Genomic DNA, 14,022 nt, shown 5'->3' with positions numbered 1-14,022 from the left:
TAGGGGTGTCAAGCGCGGGGCGACGATGTGGCCGGCACATCGTTGGCAGCGCCGATGACGCGGTTGATGTGGTCTAGCACCAGCCGCTCGATCCATGCGACACGGTTCGGGCCAATGCGGACGGGAGCGGGAAACTTCCCCGCCCGAATCTCTGCGTAGATTCCGCTCGTGCTCTTGGGATAGACCCGTTTCAGCTCGCTCAGGTCTAACAGCCGGTCGCCCGATTTGAGCGGCGGCGGGGAAATATTCGTTTGCATCTACATGCACTCCGCGCAATGTGTCGTTGCGGATGCACTGTGTCGCTCGCGCCTTGCGCGAACAAAGGGGAACGACTTTTAGTCGTTACCCCTTGAACTTATGAGGTCCCTGTAGTAGCCGTCCGCCGTGTCGCGAGCGATGCCCTGGTGCCCGCTCGCTCCGTACGCCGCGACCATATCGAGCGCAATGCCTTCTGCTTTTGTCTTGCTCAGCGGGCTCGAGGACGGGGCGCAACTGGTGACCGCGGAACGGCAGTCGGCAGGAGGCACTCCCCAGAGGGCCGCAGCATGGTCTATGACTTCGTCAAAGTGCTTGCCTGTCGTGCCGGCGGTGAAACGATCCACCAAACTAGCCACCTCGTACGCCTTTTTCAGTGTGCTCCAGGCCTCGCCGTTATGCAGTTTGTAACGGCCAGCTCGACCTTCCCAGCCGAAGGCTTCATTAGGAGATTTGCCGATCGCGATGTCATCAAGGATGGCTGCTAACCACCACGCATAGCGCTCAAGATTCCCACCGTTCTCGCTGGCGTCGCGCATGATCAGGGCGCCAAACAGCCCCAGCCTCGCAATCATTTGCTTGTCACCGTCCAGCGCTTCAAGCGCGGAGCCCTCCGGCGTGTCACGCCGCTTGGAGCGGTAATCGTAGCGGCGCTCAAGGCTTGGAAGCTCCGGTTTTCCCTTCTTGCTCTTCGATCGTGACACCGCGCGCACCTCCGCGCCCTTCAAAGGAACGTCGCGGCAGCGGGGGAAGGTGCCCCGTGTTCGGCTGGCCGGCCTAGCCGCGACGTGTACGGTCAGGCGGTGCGCTTGAACTGCACCACCTTGGGATCCTCAGCGCGCAGACGGTCCAGGTAATCGGCCCATGCCTGCATCATCTTGCGGCGTTCTGCCAGGTGCGCGGTGCGGTTGTAGGCCCTGCCGTTGGGGTCGCGCACCGCGTGTGCGAGCTGGTGCTCGATGTAGTCGGGCCGGAAGTGCAACACCTCATCCAGCACGGTGCGCGCCATCGCGCGGAAGCCGTGGCCGGTCATCGTGTCAGTGTCGAATCCCATGCGCCGCAGCGCCGCGTTGATCGCGTTGTCGCTCATCGGCCGCTTCGGGCTGCGGCCGCCGGGGAACACGTACTGCCGGCGCCCGGTGAGCGGCTGCAGTTCGGACAGGATGGCCACCGCCTGGCGGGACAACGGCACCAGGTGCGGTTGCCGACTCTTCATGCGCTCCGCTGGAATGTTCCACTCCGCCGCCGCCAGGTCGATATGCTCCCACTCGGCATGCCGTAGCTCGCCAGGGCGGACAAACACCAGAGGCGCCAGGCGCAGCGCGCTGCGCGTCACCATGTTGCCGCTGTATCCGTCGATCGCCCGAAGCAAGCCGCCGATCTCCCGCGGATCCGTGATTGCCGCATGGTGCCGCTCAGGTGGCGAGGCGAGGGCGCCGCGCAGGTCCGCGACGGGGTTGCGCTCCGCCCGGCCGGTGGCGATCGCGTAGCGCATCACCTGGCCGCAGTTCTGCAGGATGCGATGGGCCGATTCAATGGCGCCGCGCTCTTCGATGCGGCGGGCGATGCGTAGAAAGTCCGGCGCGGTCAATTCGGCCACTGGCTGGCCGCCGATCCATGGGAAAACGTCCTTGTCCATCCAGGCGGTGACCTTGCTGCTGTAGGTAGGAACCCAGGTCTGCTTGTCCAGCCACTCCAAGGCGATGACCTCGAAGCTGTTGCCGGCACGCTCCATGCCTGCGGCTCTTTCGGCTTTCCGGTTTTCGGCAGGATCGACGCCCGCGGCGAGGAGCTTGCGGGCCGCTGCCAGGCGTTCGCGCGCGTCAGCGAGCCCGGTATCGGGGTAGGTCCCCAGGCTCAGCGTGTTGCGTTTGCCGGTGATCGGGCGGCGGTAATCCCAGCGCCACCACCTACCGCCGTTCGGGCGGAACAGCAGATATAAGCCGTTGCCGTCGGCCAGCTTGAAGGGCTTCGTCGGATCAACAGCTTCCTTTTTTAGCGGGTTCCATCCGGGCTTGGCTTTTCGGATGGTCGCGTCGGTCAGGCGCATGACGGTAGCTCCTAGCGGTAACAGGAACGAACTTTGGTCGGGTTACCGTCAAAGGTACCGTCAACAAGGGCAGGGTTCCACTGGAACCGACTGGAACCCGCTGGAACGGGTGCGAGGCGGAAGGCCCTGTATTTTCAGGCATTTAGAAACAAAAAAGCCCGCGTTTGCGGGCTTTTCTGATCTTCAAATGGTGGAGGTGGCGGGAATCGAACCCGCGTCCGAAGGTACTCCATCCCCGGTACTACATGCTTAGCTCGCCGTTGGATCTTGCCCCCTGACAGCACGACGTGCAAAGCGCATCAGGGAACCAGCCTGTCAGTTCAACCGCGGAAGACAGGCAACCTCCACGGCTGGTTCCTGTGATAATGACCCTACATCCACGAGCACAGGCACAAGTGGGTTCGGGGCTTACGCCTTAAGCGGCGAGAGCGTAGTTGTCGTCGTTGGCAACTAGAAGTTTGCTGCTGGATTTACGAGGAAAGCCGCCCCCTCGGCATGCACCAGGTGATTTCGCATCCCCCGTCGAAGCCAATGCACCCCCGGGAAAAACGTTCACGCTGACACCGCACAGTATAGGGGCAGCGGCCGGGTAAACAAGGTTCGGGCCAAAGCTGTGCAGCAGGGATTCACCAGCCGTACGTGGTATCAGGCGTCGCGGTTGTGGCGGCGCATGGCGCGCTGCTTCTCGCGGTTCCAGTCGCGGTCGCGCTCGGCGTCGCGCTTGTCGTGCTTCTGCTTGCCCAGTGCGAGGGCAAGCTCGGCTTTGACTTTATTGCCCTTCCAGTACAGGGCGGTCGGGACGAGCGTGTAGCCATCGCGCTCGACCTGGCCGATGAGCTGGTCGATCTCGCGCCGGTGCAGCAACAGCTTACGGGTGCGCATGGGATCGGCGACGGTGTGGCTGGATGCGGAAATCAACGGCGTGATCTGGGCGCCGAACAGGAACAGCTCGCCATTGCGGATCACCGCGTACGATTCGGTGATGTTGGCGCGTCCGGCGCGGATCGATTTCAGCTCCCAACCCTGCAGCGCGAGCCCGGCCTCGACGCGCTCCTGCAGATGGTAGTCGTGGCGTGCGCGCTTGTTGAGCGCAATGGTGCCACCACCTTTTGCCTTATCCTTGACTGCTTTCTTGCCCATGCGGCCAATTGTCTCCGATGCGGGCATGCAATGACATGCCTGTGATCGAATCAGCTCCGGAATCGTCCATGCCAAAGATCCAACGCAGCGCCCTGGTGGAACACTCCGCCACGCGGATGTTCACCCTGGTCAATGACGTTAAAGCCTATCCGCGCCGGTTTTCGTGGTGCGAGGATGCCCAGGTGATCGAGGATGGCGAGGGCCGCATGGTGGCCAAGCTGGAGCTGGGACTCGGCTCGTTCCGCACCTGGTTCACCACCGAAAACACGCTTGAGCGTCCACACCGGATCGACATGCAGCTGCGCGATGGTCCGTTCCGGAAGCTGCAGGGGCGCTGGCGCTTTCATGCGTTGGACGAGTCGGCCTGTCGGGTGGAATTGACGCTGGATTTCGAGCCGCAGTCGCGCCTGCTGCTGGCGCCGGTGACCTTCGGGCTGCAAAAGCTGGCGGACCGGATGGTGGATGACTTCATCCGCGTGGCCCGGGAAGCCGGGGATCAGGTTGGGGAGGGGGAGTGATCCAGGTGGAGGTGGTGCTGGCGCTGCCAAGGGAGTGCCGCTCGGTGCAGCTGGCGCTCGCGGTCGGCACTGCTGCAGAAGAAGCGGCTGCAGCGTCGGGCCTGTCATTGGAAGGGATCGACGGCTACGCGGTGTATGGCGAACGGGTGGCGGCGGATGCGCCCCTGCGCGACGGCGACCGGCTGGAGCTGCTGCGACCCCTGCAGCTCGATCCGAAGGAAGCGCGACGCCTGCGCGCAACCCGGGCCCGGGAGCGACAGGCGCGCCAAGGCGGGTTTGAATAGAGCGGGCCTGGATAGAGCTGCGGCCGCAGAACGGCGGCCGCGATAGCCGGCGGATCAGCGGCGGTTGCGCTCGCGCGGCAGGTTGTGGCCAAACGAGCGCCGCACTTCCTGCACCAGCTCGGCGTCACGCTCGGGGAAGTGTTCGCCTTCCCAACGCGCCACGGCGTTGTTCTCGAACCACACGGTCAGGTTCTTGATCTCGGCATTGCCACGTCGGCCGGTGCGCTGGCTGGCGGTGTAGTCCCAGCGATCCTGGTGGAACGGATCAGCGATGGAGGGCGTGCCCAGCAGCATCATGACCTGCTGCTTGCCCATGCCGGGCTGCAGCTGCTCAACCGCGGCTTCGTCCAGCAGGCTGCCCTGATAGATGGGTTGGCGGTAAGTGAGGCCACAGCCGGTGACAAGCAGGGCGGCGAGGATGGGAACAATGAGCTTTCGCATGCGGCAAGCGGGAAGTCTGGAATCCGCCGATGATACACTCACCCGGCCTGCTGCGACCTTGCCCTGCAGCAGGCATTCAGCGCGTGATCGGATCCGCGCACGACTGTTCTGGATGGAGGAATCGATGGAATCTCTGGAGCTGCGCAAGGCAGGGTTGAAGGTGACCCATCCGCGCATGCGAATCCTTCAGGTGCTTGAGCACAGCACCCCGCATCACCACCTCAACGCCGAAGAAATCTATCGCCAGCTGCTGGAGGATGGGGACGAGATCGGGTTGGCCACGGTGTACCGGGTGCTGACCCAGTTCGAAGCTGCCGGCCTGGTGCTCAAACACAATTTCGAAGGTGGGCACGCGGTCTACGAGCTTGACCGCGGTGGCCATCACCACCACATGGTGGACGTGGAGAGCGGGAAGATCATCGAGTTCGAGAACGAGGAGATCGAGCGCCTGAAGCACAAGATCGCCGAGGACCACGGCTACGTGCTCGAAGACCACTCGCTGGTCCTCTACGTGCGCCGCCGGAAATAAGCGCCGACGTCAGTCCACGTCGGCGAGCAGTCGCCTGGCGGCTGCACGGGCCTCGCGGCTTACTTCCACGCCGCCCAGCATCCTGGCCAGTTCCTCCTGGCGCAGCTTGTGGTTCAGCAAGCGCGCCTCGCTTGCGGTGCTGCCTTCGCTTTCCGACTTGCTGACCAGGTAGTGGGCATGGCCCTGGGCCGCCACCTGGGGCAGGTGGGTCACGCACAGGACCTGACGGCTGCGGCCAAGCGCGCGCAGCTTCTGGCCGACGATGCCGGCCACCGCGCCGCCAATGCCCGAATCCACTTCGTCGAAGACCATGGTCGGCACGGCATCCAGGCCCAGCGCCGCGACTTCGATCGCCAGTGAGATCCGCGACAGTTCGCCGCCCGAGGCCACCCGGCGCAGCGGCCGGGGCGGTTGACCGGCGTTGGCCGACACGAGGAATTCGACGCGTTCGGCGCCCTGCGGGTCCGGACGGTCGGTGGGCTGTGGCTCAAGCGCGATTTCAAAGCGTCCGCCGCCCATGCCCAGCTCGCTGATCAGGACGGTGGTATCGCGGGCCAGTGCTTTGGCCGCGTCCGCCCGGGCCTGGCCCAGCGTTGCAGCCGCCTTGCGCCAGCGATCCGCGGCGGCCTGGATTTCCTGGTCCAGCACCTGCAGCCGCTCATCGGCATGGTCCAGTGCGTCCAGCTCGGCAATCAATGCATCACGAGTGACGGCCAGGGCATCCGGGGTGACCCGGTGCTTGCGGGCCAGGTCGTGCAGGCGGGTCAGGCGCTGCTCGAGTTCCTGGTAGCCGTCCGGGTCTACGTCAAGATCGTCGCGCAGTATCTGCAGCTGGACGGCTGCTTCATCCAGCTGGATGGCAGCCGAGTCGAGCATCGCGTCCACTTCGGCCAGGCGGGGCTCGTGCTGTTGCACCCGGGCCAGTTCGGTGCGGGCCCGCTGCAGCTGGCCGGAGACGGCGTCATCGTCGCGGATTCGGCCAAGGGCGCTGTCGCAGGCTTCGATCAATTCGGATGCGTGGGCAAGCCGTCGATGGCTGGCCTGCAGGTCGTCGATGGCGTCCGCCTCCAGAGCCTCGGCCTGGAGTTCCTTGATCTGGTGGCGCAGCCAGTCCTGGCGCTCGGCCGGGTCACCGGCGCCCGAGAGCTGCTCGCGCTCCCGTTCAAGCGTTGACCACGCGCGTGCGGCCTGGGCCACTGCCTTCAAGGGTTCGGCATGGCGACCGTAGGCATCAAGCAGCGCCATCTGGCTGCCCCGGGAGAGCAGGGCCTGGTGTTCGTGCTGGCCGTGGATCTCGACCAGGTGCGAGGCCAGGTCAGCCAGCTGCGAAAGGGTTGCGGGGCGGCCGTTGATCCAGGCCCGCGATCCACCGTCCGCGCGCAGGGTGCGGCGCAGCTGGCAGACGCCACCATCGTCGAATTCGTGCGCCCTGAGCCAGGCATCCGCGCCCGGGGCATCGGCCAGCTCGAATCCGGCGCTCAGCTCCGCGCGTGCGGCGCCGTGGCGGACCATGCCGCTGTCCGCCCGCAGCCCGGACAGGAAGCCGAGTGCATCGACCAGGAGCGATTTGCCGGCGCCGGTTTCGCCGGAAATGACCGTCAGGCCGGGTCCGAATTCCATTTCGGTAGCGCTGGCAACGGCGAAGTCACGGATTGAGAGATGGGTCAGCATAGCGGCCTGATTGTGCAGTGCAGGGCGGCCCGCGGCCAAGCCCCGGGTGCGCACGGTCGCGACCGTATATCGTTGCAGCATGAGCCGTCGCAATGAATCCACCTCAGGACACGACCTGGATCCGCGCTCCCGGCAGCTGCTGCGCACTCTGATCGCGCGCCATATCCGCGATGGTGAGCCGGTGGGGTCGCAGACTCTTTCGCGGCACTCGGGGCTGGAAGTCAGCCCGGCCACGATCCGCAACATTCTGGCCGACCTGGAGGACGCCGGTTTCCTCAGCGCGCCGCACACCTCGGCCGGGCGCGTGCCCACGGCGCAGGGTTATCGGGTTTTCGTGGATTCGTTGTTGCAACTCAAGCCGCTGCCGGAAGCCGAGCAGGCCAGGCTGCGCAGCGGACTGGCCCCCGGCGCCGGAACGCAGACGCTGCTGGACAGCGCGTCGGAGCTGGTCTCCGCCATGACCCGCTTCGTGGGCGTGGTGAGTGTGCCGCGACGCGAGAAATTCGCCTTCCGCCACATCGATTTCGTTCCGGTGGACGCGCAGCGGGTGATGGCGGTCCTGGTCTTTGCCGATCATGAAGTGCAGAACCGCCTGATAAGGACCCGTCGCATCTGGGAGGCCGGTGAGCTGGAACGCGTGGCCAATTACCTCAATGCCAACTTCGCGGGGATGTCGTTGGTCGATATCCGCGCTGCGCTGGTGCGCGATATGCGCTCGGCCCGCAACGAGATGGAGGCGCTGCTGGCGCACACCGTCGAGCTGGCCGAACAGGCGCTCAGCGGCGACGACGAGGACATGGTGGTGACCGGGCAGAGCCATCTCATCGGGCTGCAGGACCTGTCCGATCTGGAGCGGCTGAGGGAGTTGTTCGAGGCGTTCTCAAGCAAACGCGAGATCCTGCAGCTGCTCGAACGCACCGCCAGGGCGCCCGGACTGGGCATCTTCATTGGCGAAGAAACCGGGCTGGCGCCGCTGGAAGGCATGTCGCTGGTGACCGCCAGCTACGGCGCCGGCGGGCAGGTGCTGGGCGTGCTGGGCGCGATCGGTCCCACCCGGATGGCCTATGACCGGGTGATCCCGGTGGTGCAGGCCACGGCTGGAGCGCTGGGGGCGGCGCTGGAAAGATCCCGCGGCGACTGATCGGGGCTTGAATCCCTCGCTGGCGGACCCCATTGCTCCGCCAGCGGCGGCAGAACGACCGCCACGGGACCAGAAATGAACCACGAATCCGAACAGGACAACGACTCCCGGCTTGGGCCGGGTGAGGACAGCCGGGTGCAGGACGAGGAGCAGACCGGCTCCTTGCAGGAGCAGATTGAGCTGCTGAAGGCCGAGCTGGAACAGCTGCAGGCCCAGACGCTGTTGGAGCGCGCCGACCTGGAAAACCAGCGCAAGCGCATGACGCGTGAGATCGAATCCGCCCGGCGCTTCGCCAACGAGCGCCTGCTGGCCGACATGCTGCAGGTGTTTGACAGCCTGGAGGCCGGGCTGGCCAGCGCCGGCGCGGAAGATCCGCTGCGCCCCGGGCTGGAGCTGACCCTGCGCCAGCTGATCAAGGTCACCGGCAGCTTCGGCCTGACCGAGGTGGCCCCGGCCCCCGGGGATGCGTTCAATCCGGAACACCACCAGGCCATGAGCGTGGCTGCGGTCGCAGGCGTGCCGCCCGGCGCGGTGGCGCAGCTGTTCCAGAAGGGCTACGTGCTCAACGAGCGCCTGCTGCGCCCGGCGATGGTGGTTGTGGCGCCGTCATAAGCCTTTTTGCGCGCAGGTTCATGCCTGCGAAAGCCGGCGCCGGACTTGAAGCCCGGCCAGCCGCCCCCAGATAAAGCGCATCGGCGGCCTTGCCGCCCCACTCCAGTTAAACATCAGGATCCAGAGGGAACATTCATGGCAAAGATCATCGGCATCGACCTGGGCACGACCAACTCGTGTGTGGCGATCATGGAAGGCGGCAAGGCCAAGGTCATCGAGAACAGCGAGGGCGATCGCACCACGCCTTCCATCGTCGCCTACACCAAAGACGGCGAAGTACTGGTGGGTGCCTCGGCCAAGCGCCAGGCGGTCACCAACCCGCATAACACCTTCTACGCGGTCAAGCGCCTGATCGGGCGCAAGTTCAAGGACGCCGAGGTGCAGAAGGACATCGGCCTGGTGCCCTACAAGATCGTCGAGCATGACAACGGCGATGCCTGGGTGCAGACCAGCGATGGCAAGAAGCTGTCGGCGCAGGAAGTCTCCGCGCGCACCCTGGAGAAGATGAAGAAGACCGCCGAGGATTACCTGGGCGAGAAGGTCACCGAGGCTGTGATTACCGTACCGGCCTACTTCAACGACTCGCAGCGCCAGGCAACCAAGGACGCCGGCCGCATCGCGGGCCTGGACGTCAAGCGCATCATCAACGAGCCGACCGCGGCCGCACTGGCCTACGGCCTGGACAAGGACGGCGGCGACCGCAAGATCGCCGTATACGACCTGGGCGGCGGCACCTTCGACGTGTCGATCATCGAGATCGCGGAGATCGACGGTGAGAAGCAGTTCGAAGTGCTGGCCACCAACGGCGACACCTTCCTGGGTGGTGAGGATTTCGACGCACGGATCATCGACTACCTGGTTGAAGAGTTCCAGAAGGACCAGGGCATCGACCTGCGCAAGGATCCGCTGGCCCTGCAGCGCCTGAAGGACGCCGCTGAGCGCGCCAAGATCGAGCTTTCGACCTCGCAGCAGACCGAAGTGAACCTGCCGTACGTCACCGCTGACGCTTCCGGTCCCAAGCACCTGAACATCAAGCTGACCCGGGCCAAGCTCGAGGCGCTGGTGGAAGACCTGGTGAAGAAGTCGATCGAGCCGTGCCGCGTGGCGCTCAATGATGCTGGCCTGCGGGCGAGCGAAATCAGCGAAGTGATCCTGGTCGGTGGCCAGACCCGCATGCCGAAGGTGCAGCAGGCCGTGGCCGAGTTCTTCGGCAAGGAACCGCGCAAGGACGTGAACCCGGACGAGGCCGTGGCCGTGGGTGCCGCGGTGCAGGGCGGCGTGCTGGCCGGCGACGTCAAGGACGTGCTGCTGCTGGATGTGACCCCGCTGAGCCTGGGCATCGAGACCCTGGGCGGCGTGTTCACCAAGATCATCGAGAAGAACACCACCGTGCCGACCAAGGCCTCGCAGACCTTCTCCACCGCCGAGGACAACCAGTCCGCGGTGACGGTGCACGTGCTGCAGGGTGAGCGCGAGCAGGCGGCCTACAACAAGTCGCTGGCCCGCTTCGACCTGAGCGGCATCGACGCCGCGCCGCGCGGCATGCCGCAGGTGGAGGTGTCGTTCGACATCGACGCCAACGGCATCGTCCACGTGACCGCCAAGGACAAGAAGACCGGCAAGGAGCAGAAGGTCGAGATCAAGGCCGGCTCGGGTCTGTCGGATGAGGAAATCCAGCGGATGGTCGAGGATGCCGAAGCGCATCGCGAGGACGACATCAAGTTCCAGGAGCTGGTGCAGGCCCGCAACCAGGCCGATGCGCTGGTGCACACCACCCGCACCGCGATCAAGGACAGCGGCGACAAGGTGCCTGGTGAGGTGATTGGCCAGGTGGAGTCGGCGATCGCCGAAGTTGAAACCGCGATGAAGGGTGATGACAAGGCCCAGATCGAAGGCAAGACCAAGGCGCTGGAGGAAGCTTCGCAGGCACTGTTCGCCGCGGCCGCCGCCGCCGGTCAGGCTGGAGAGGCGGGTGCTGAAGGGCAGGGCGGTGAGGCACCGGCTGACGACGTGGTCGACGCCGAGTTCACCGAAGTAAAGGACGACGTAAAGGACGAAGAGAAGAAGTAAGTCCCGCGCACCTTTACCCTGCGGCGGGAACCGTGGAGGCTGTGCTTCCCGGTTCCCGTTGCGCTTGTGGACCACGGAATACCTGGTTCGCCCGGCAACACGGACCTGATTGATGAGCAAACGCGACTATTACGAAGTCCTCGGCGTCTCCCGCAGCGCCACCGAGGACGAGTTGAAGAAGGCCTATCGCCGCAGTGCGATGAAAAATCACCCTGACCGAAACCCCGGCGATGCCGAGGCGGAAGCGCGGTTCAAGGAGTGCAAGGAGGCCTACGAGGTGCTGTCGGACGGCGGCAAGCGCCGCATGTACGACCAGCACGGGCATGCCGCGTTCGAGCATGGGATGGGAGGCGGCAACGCCGGACCGGGCTTCGGCGGCGGTGCCGACATGGGCGACATCTTCGGCGACATCTTCGGCGACATCTTTGGTGGTGGTCGTGGCCGGCCGCGGCGTGGCGCCGACATGGGCTACTTGATGGAGCTGGACCTGGAGGAAGCCGTTGCCGGCGTGGAGCGCAAGATCGAGCTCCAGACCCTGGCCGGGTGCGATGACTGCTCCGGCTCCGGCTCCGAGGACGGCAAGCAGGAAACCTGCACGACCTGTCACGGTCGCGGGCAGGTGCGCATGCAGCGCGGCATTTTCACCATGCAGCAGGCCTGTCCGCATTGCAGCGGGCGTGGCCAGGTGATCAGCAACCCCTGCGGCACCTGTCGCGGCGTAGGACGGGTGGAAGAAGAAAAGGTCCTGTCGGTGAAGATCCCGGCCGGCGTCGACACCGGTGACCGCATCCGCCTGGCCGGCGAAGGCGAGGCCGGTCCTGCGGGCTCTCCGCCGGGTGACCTGTATGTGGAAGTGCGGGTGCGTCCGCATGACATTTTCGAGCGCGATGGGGATGACCTGCACTGCGAGGTTCCCATCCGTTTTTCCCAGGCGGCGCTGGGCGCCACCGTGCGCGTACCGACTCTGGGCGGCGAGGCCGAAATCCGGATTCCCACCGAAACCCAGACCGGCAAGGTATTCCGCCTGCGCGGCAAGGGCGTGACCTCGGTGCGCAGCCGCAATCCCGGCGATCTGTTCTGCAAGGTAGTGGTGGAAACCCCGGTCAACCTGACCGCTGAACAGCGCGAGCTGCTGGACAAGTTCGAGGCCACTTTCGTGGGTGAGAGCGCACGCCGGCACTCGCCCAGGTCCAGCACCTTCGTTGACGGGGTCAAAGGGTTCTGGGACCGGATGACCAGCTGACCGCACGCTTGGTTCCGACGGTTAGACTCAGGGGCATGACCACTCCCGTTCGCCTGTTGATTCACGGTGCCTCCGGTCGCATGGGGCAGGCGCTCCTGCGGCTGTGCCAGGAGCAGGAGGGCTGCCAGGTGGTGGCCGCAGTCTCCACCCGGGTGCAGCAGCGGGTGGTGGACGGGGTGCCGTGGTTCAGAGCCGCCGAACTTGGCAATGTTCCGGACTTCGATGTCGCGGTTGATTTCAGCCTGCCGGCAGCCTTCGATGCGATCCTGGGGCTGTGCCGCAAGCGCGATCGGCCGCTGGTGTCGGGTACTACCGGCCTGTCCGGCGCCCAGCGTGACGCCATGGAGGAGGCCGCGGCCGGAATTCCCGTGCTGTGGGCATCCAACTTCAGCCTCGGGGTCGCGGTACTGCATGATCTGGTGGAGCGTGCCGCGAAGGTGCTGCCGGGCTGGGACTGCGACATCATCGAGGCCCATCACGTGCATAAACAGGACGCGCCGTCGGGTACGGCCCTGACCCTGGGTGCCGCAGCGGGTGAAGGGGGCGCACAGGCGCGCTATGCCTCGATCCGGGCCGGCGACGTGGTCGGTGAGCACAGCGTGCTGTTTACCGCTGCCGGCGAGCGGATTGAGCTGGTGCATCGGGCTACGAACCGGGACGTTTTCGCTCGCGGTGCGCTGCACGCGGCCCGCCGGGTGGCAGGAAAACCGCCGGGGATCCACCAGCTGCGCGACCTGCTGTAACCGCGGCTGCTGCCCGGGCGGCACTTCTGCGGCCCGGGTCCGGCCTCCATCGGGCCCTTTATCGGCCTCTTCCACTGGCGCAGGGTCTGACGCGCCGGTATCATTCCCGCTCGCCTGATTCCCTCACGCCCGGACACGAACCCAGTTCGTTTCCGCGGATTTCTGCAACCCGACGTAGGCGATTCCCTTGACAGTATCAGCAATCCTCGTGCTCGAAGACGGGACCGTCTTCAGGGGCATTTCGGCCGGCGCGCCCGGCCTGTCGGTGGGTGAAGTGGTGTTCAACACTTCCATGACCGGCTACCAGGAGATCCTCACCGATCCGTCGTACGCACGGCAGATCGTGACCCTGACCTATCCGCACGTGGGCAGCACCGGCTGCACAGATGAAGACGACGAAGCACCGCGCGCCTGGACCTCCGGTCTGGTGATGCGCGATGTGCCGCGCAGACCGAGCAGCTGGCGCAGCCGCAAGGCGCTGCCCGAATGGCTGGCCGAGCGCGGCGTGGTCGCCATCGCTGACGTGGACACGCGCAGGCTGACCCGCCTGCTGCGCGAACGCGGCGCCCAGAGCGGTGCCGTACTGGCGGTCGAAGGAACTATCGGGCAGGCAGACGTGGATCGCGCGATTGAAGCGGCACGCAAGTTTCCCGGTCTGGCCGGCATGGACCTGGCCAAGGAAGTCAGCACCAGCGAACAGTACGTCTGGACCGAGGGCACCCTGGACCTGGACAGCGGCGCCTGGAGCACGGCGGCGACGCGCCACCGCGTGGTGGCCTGGGATTTCGGCATCAAGCGCAACATCCTGCGGATGCTGGCCGAGCGTGGCTGCGAGGTGACGGTGGTTCCGGCCACGACTTCCGCCGCCGAAGTGCTGGCGATGAAGCCGGACGGCGTATTCCTGTCCAACGGCCCCGGTGATCCGGCACCCTGCGACTACGCGATTGAGGCCATCCGCACGTGCATTGAAAAGAAGGTGCCGGTGTTCGGCATCTGCCTGGGCCATCAGCTGCTTGCGCTGGCCGTCGGCGCCAGCACCGTGAAGATGACCAACGGCCATCACGGCGCCAACCACCCGGTCCAGGATCTGGCGAGCGGGCGGGTGATGATCACCTCGCAGAATCACGGGTTCGCAGTGGACGAGGCCAGCCTGCCCGCGAACGCGCGCGTGACCCACCGCTCGCTGTTCGACGGCACCAACCAGGGCATTGAATTGACTGACGCACCGGCATTTTCTTTCCAGGGCCATCCAGAAGCGTACCCGGGTCCGCACGACGTGGCGCCGCTGTTTGACCGCTTCATCGCGATGATGGGGGAGCGCTGAG

The 14,022-nt window shown here is 65.6% G+C and carries 15 protein-coding genes and 1 other RNA gene; 9 read left to right on the top strand and 7 right to left on the bottom strand.

Annotated features, from left to right (window positions below; translation table 11 throughout):
• Positions 1–8: 8 nt before the first annotated feature.
• From WCE59_RS02250 to smpB, 5 genes are all read right to left on the bottom strand, one after another.
• On the bottom strand, positions 9–257 hold the full coding sequence (locus tag WCE59_RS02250; RefSeq protein WP_343257062.1) for a helix-turn-helix transcriptional regulator: 249 nt from the start codon (positions 255–257) through the stop codon (positions 9–11).
• A 78-nt stretch (positions 258–335) separates the two neighbouring features.
• Entirely contained in the window at positions 336–959 is a 624-nt protein-coding gene (locus WCE59_RS02245; protein WP_343257061.1) for a hypothetical protein, read from the bottom strand.
• Between the two features lie 92 nt (positions 960–1,051).
• Positions 1,052–2,305, bottom strand: coding sequence for a tyrosine-type recombinase/integrase (locus WCE59_RS02240; protein ID WP_343257060.1), 1,254 nt, complete (start codon positions 2,303–2,305; stop codon positions 1,052–1,054).
• A 188-nt stretch (positions 2,306–2,493) separates the two neighbouring features.
• Positions 2,494–2,846: a transfer-messenger RNA gene (ssrA, locus tag WCE59_RS02235) on the bottom strand.
• Positions 2,847–2,950: 104 nt separating this feature from the next.
• Positions 2,951–3,445 (bottom strand): SsrA-binding protein SmpB, encoded by a 495-nt coding sequence (gene smpB / locus WCE59_RS02230; protein WP_343257059.1) that lies wholly within the window; start codon positions 3,443–3,445, stop codon positions 2,951–2,953.
• Between the two features lie 68 nt (positions 3,446–3,513).
• Between smpB and WCE59_RS02225 the strand changes: the two genes are divergently transcribed.
• Complete coding sequence (locus WCE59_RS02225) at positions 3,514–3,963, top strand: type II toxin-antitoxin system RatA family toxin (RefSeq protein ID WP_343257058.1); 450 nt, start codon at positions 3,514–3,516, stop codon at positions 3,961–3,963.
• On the top strand, positions 3,963–4,247 hold the full coding sequence (locus tag WCE59_RS02220; protein ID WP_343257107.1) for an RnfH family protein: 285 nt from the start codon (positions 3,963–3,965) through the stop codon (positions 4,245–4,247). The genes WCE59_RS02225 and WCE59_RS02220 overlap by 1 nt, the downstream gene beginning before the upstream one ends.
• A 54-nt stretch (positions 4,248–4,301) precedes the next feature.
• Here WCE59_RS02220 and WCE59_RS02215 read toward each other — a convergent pair whose 3' ends face one another.
• Positions 4,302–4,688, bottom strand: coding sequence for an outer membrane protein assembly factor BamE (locus tag WCE59_RS02215; RefSeq protein WP_343257057.1), 387 nt, complete (start codon positions 4,686–4,688; stop codon positions 4,302–4,304).
• A gap of 124 nt (positions 4,689–4,812) precedes the next feature.
• Here WCE59_RS02215 and fur point away from each other — a divergent pair, with 124 nt between their 5' ends.
• Complete coding sequence (gene fur / locus WCE59_RS02210) at positions 4,813–5,217, top strand: ferric iron uptake transcriptional regulator (protein WP_343257056.1); 405 nt, start codon at positions 4,813–4,815, stop codon at positions 5,215–5,217.
• 9 nt (positions 5,218–5,226) lie between these two features.
• On the opposite strand, the gene recN is transcribed toward fur, so the two are convergent.
• Positions 5,227–6,888, bottom strand: a complete 1,662-nt coding sequence (gene recN, locus WCE59_RS02205) for a DNA repair protein RecN (RefSeq protein WP_343257055.1) — start codon at positions 6,886–6,888, stop codon at positions 5,227–5,229.
• Between the two features lie 79 nt (positions 6,889–6,967).
• Between recN and hrcA the strand changes: the two genes are divergently transcribed.
• The 6 genes from hrcA (at position 6,968) to carA (ending at position 14,021) form a co-directional block, all read left to right on the top strand.
• Entirely contained in the window at positions 6,968–8,029 is a 1,062-nt protein-coding gene (gene hrcA / locus WCE59_RS02200) for a heat-inducible transcriptional repressor HrcA (RefSeq protein ID WP_343257054.1), read from the top strand.
• Between the two features lie 75 nt (positions 8,030–8,104).
• A complete protein-coding gene (gene grpE, locus WCE59_RS02195; protein ID WP_343257053.1) occupies positions 8,105–8,641 on the top strand; it encodes a nucleotide exchange factor GrpE in 537 nt (178 codons plus the stop codon).
• Positions 8,642–8,776: 135 nt separating this feature from the next.
• Entirely contained in the window at positions 8,777–10,711 is a 1,935-nt protein-coding gene (dnaK, locus tag WCE59_RS02190) for a molecular chaperone DnaK (protein WP_343257052.1), read from the top strand.
• Between the two features lie 112 nt (positions 10,712–10,823).
• Positions 10,824–11,954, top strand: coding sequence for a molecular chaperone DnaJ (dnaJ, locus tag WCE59_RS02185; protein WP_343257051.1), 1,131 nt, complete (start codon positions 10,824–10,826; stop codon positions 11,952–11,954).
• A gap of 35 nt (positions 11,955–11,989) precedes the next feature.
• Positions 11,990–12,697: a 4-hydroxy-tetrahydrodipicolinate reductase gene (gene dapB, locus WCE59_RS02180; RefSeq protein ID WP_343257050.1), complete on the top strand. Its 708-nt coding sequence runs from the start codon at positions 11,990–11,992 to the stop codon at positions 12,695–12,697.
• A gap of 187 nt (positions 12,698–12,884) precedes the next feature.
• On the top strand, positions 12,885–14,021 hold the full coding sequence (gene carA / locus WCE59_RS02175; RefSeq protein ID WP_343257049.1) for a glutamine-hydrolyzing carbamoyl-phosphate synthase small subunit: 1,137 nt from the start codon (positions 12,885–12,887) through the stop codon (positions 14,019–14,021).
• Position 14,022 lies beyond the last annotated feature (1 nt).

Origin of the sequence: Luteimonas qiangzhengi, from assembly GCF_039548515.1 — a bacterium.
Lineage (GTDB): Bacteria > Pseudomonadota > Gammaproteobacteria > Xanthomonadales > Xanthomonadaceae > Luteimonas.
The sequence above is the reverse complement of the archived record's forward strand: the minus strand, read 5'-3'. Positions and strand labels throughout refer to the sequence as shown.

Excerpts from the sequence above, each read along its gene's own strand:
- WCE59_RS02240 (WP_343257060.1), bottom strand. The coding sequence starts at position 2,305 with ATGCGCCTGACCGACGCGACCATCCGAAAAGCCAAGCCCGGATGGAAC.
- fur (WP_343257056.1), top strand. The coding sequence starts at position 4,813 with ATGGAATCTCTGGAGCTGCGCAAGGCAGGGTTGAAGGTGACCCATCCG.
- dnaK (WP_343257052.1), top strand. The coding sequence starts at position 8,777 with ATGGCAAAGATCATCGGCATCGACCTGGGCACGACCAACTCGTGTGTG.
- WCE59_RS02225 (WP_343257058.1), top strand. The coding sequence starts at position 3,514 with ATGCCAAAGATCCAACGCAGCGCCCTGGTGGAACACTCCGCCACGCGG.
- grpE (WP_343257053.1), top strand. The coding sequence starts at position 8,105 with ATGAACCACGAATCCGAACAGGACAACGACTCCCGGCTTGGGCCGGGT.
- WCE59_RS02215 (WP_343257057.1), bottom strand. The coding sequence starts at position 4,688 with ATGCGAAAGCTCATTGTTCCCATCCTCGCCGCCCTGCTTGTCACCGGC.
- hrcA (WP_343257054.1), top strand. The coding sequence starts at position 6,968 with ATGAGCCGTCGCAATGAATCCACCTCAGGACACGACCTGGATCCGCGC.
- smpB (WP_343257059.1), bottom strand. The coding sequence starts at position 3,445 with ATGGGCAAGAAAGCAGTCAAGGATAAGGCAAAAGGTGGTGGCACCATT.
- WCE59_RS02250 (WP_343257062.1), bottom strand. The coding sequence starts at position 257 with ATGCAAACGAATATTTCCCCGCCGCCGCTCAAATCGGGCGACCGGCTG.
- dapB (WP_343257050.1), top strand. The coding sequence starts at position 11,990 with ATGACCACTCCCGTTCGCCTGTTGATTCACGGTGCCTCCGGTCGCATG.
- recN (WP_343257055.1), bottom strand. The coding sequence starts at position 6,888 with ATGCTGACCCATCTCTCAATCCGTGACTTCGCCGTTGCCAGCGCTACC.
- dnaJ (WP_343257051.1), top strand. The coding sequence starts at position 10,824 with ATGAGCAAACGCGACTATTACGAAGTCCTCGGCGTCTCCCGCAGCGCC.